The 1607-nt window shown below is 57.2% G+C and carries 1 rRNA gene (only partly in view); it reads right to left on the bottom strand.

The features are described from left to right. A 23S ribosomal RNA gene (locus ACGF13_RS40200) occupies window positions 1–1550 on the bottom strand; it reaches 1594 nt to the left of the window's first position. Window positions 1551–1607 lie beyond the last annotated feature (57 nt).

Below are 1607 nucleotides of genomic sequence, written 5' to 3'. Positions count from 1 at the left end.
TACCTGGTTCAGCGTTGGCGCTTCAAAGCGGGTACGGGAATATCAACCCGTTGTCCATCGACTACGCCTGTCGGCCTCGCCTTAGGTCCCGACTTACCCTGGGCAGATCAGCTTGACCCAGGAACCCTTGGTCAATCGGCGCAAGAGTTTCCCACTCTTGTATCGCTACTCATGCCTGCATTCTCACTCGTATACCGTCCACGACTCGATTCCTCGGCCGCTTCACCCGGCACACGACGCTCCCCTACCCATCACAGCAGGCGTTGGCCCTATATGCTGCAATGACACGACTTCGGTGGTGTGCTTGAGCCCCGCTACATTGTCGGCGCGGAATCACTTGACCAGTGAGCTATTACGCACTCTTTCAAGGGTGGCTGCTTCTAAGCCAACCTCCTGGTTGTCTCTGCGACTCCACATCCTTTCCCACTTAGCACACGCTTAGGGACCTTAGTCGGTGTTCTGGGCTGTTTCCCTCTCGACCATGGAGCTTATCCCCCACAGTCTCACTGCCACGCTCTCACTTACCGGCATTCGGAGTTTGGCTAAGGTCAGTAACCCGGTAAGGCCCATCGCCTATCCAGTGCTCTACCTCCGGCAAGAAACACGTGACGCTGCACCTAAATGCATTTCGGGGAGAACCAGCTATCACGGAGTTTGATTGGCCTTTCACCCCTAACCACAGGTCATCCCCCAGGTTTTCAACCCTGGTGGGTTCGGTCCTCCACACGGTCTTACCCGCGCTTCAACCTGCCCATGGCTAGATCACTCCGCTTCGGGTCTTGGGCATGCAACTCAACCGCCCTATTCGGACTCGCTTTCGCTACGGCTACCCCACACGGGTTAACCTCGCTACACACCGCAAACTCGCAGGCTCATTCTTCAAAAGGCACGCAGTCACGGCCCACCAGCAAGCTGATGAACGACGCTCCCACGGCTTGTAGGCACACGGTTTCAGGTACTATTTCACTCCGCTCCCGCGGTACTTTTCACCATTCCCTCACGGTACTATCCGCTATCGGTCACTAGGGAATATTTAGGCTTAGCGGGTGGTCCCGCCAGATTCACACGGGATTTCTCGGGCCCCGTGCTACTTGGGAGTTCTTCAAACGAGCCGTACAGATTTCGTCTACGGGGGTCTTACCCTCTACGCCGGACCTTTCGCATGTCCTTCGACTACCCATACGGTTTCTGACTCGCCGACCGGCCGGCAGACCGATCAAGAAAAATCCCACGACCCCCTGAGCGCAACCCCTGCCGGGTCTCACACGCTCAAGGTTTAGCCTCATCCGGTTTCGCTCGCCACTACTCCCGGAATCACGGTTGTTTTCTCTTCCTGCGGGTACTGAGATGTTTCACTTCCCCGCGTTCCCTCCACACTGCCTATGTGTTCAGCAGCGGGTGACAGCCCATGACGACTGCCGGGTTTCCCCATTCGGACACCCCCGGATCAAAGCTCGGTTGACAGCTCCCCGGGGCCTATCGCGGCCTCCCACGTCCTTCATCGGTTCCTAGTGCCAAGGCATCCACCGTGCGCCCTTAAAAACTTGGCCACAGATGCTCGCGTCCACTGTGCAGTTCTCAAACAACGACCAGTCACACACCCTCAC

Source organism: Kitasatospora sp. NPDC048286, assembly GCF_043201735.1.
Taxonomy (GTDB): domain Bacteria; phylum Actinomycetota; class Actinomycetes; order Streptomycetales; family Streptomycetaceae; genus Kitasatospora.
Note: the sequence above shows the minus strand (reverse complement) of the source record. Positions and strands in the feature narration are given on the sequence as shown.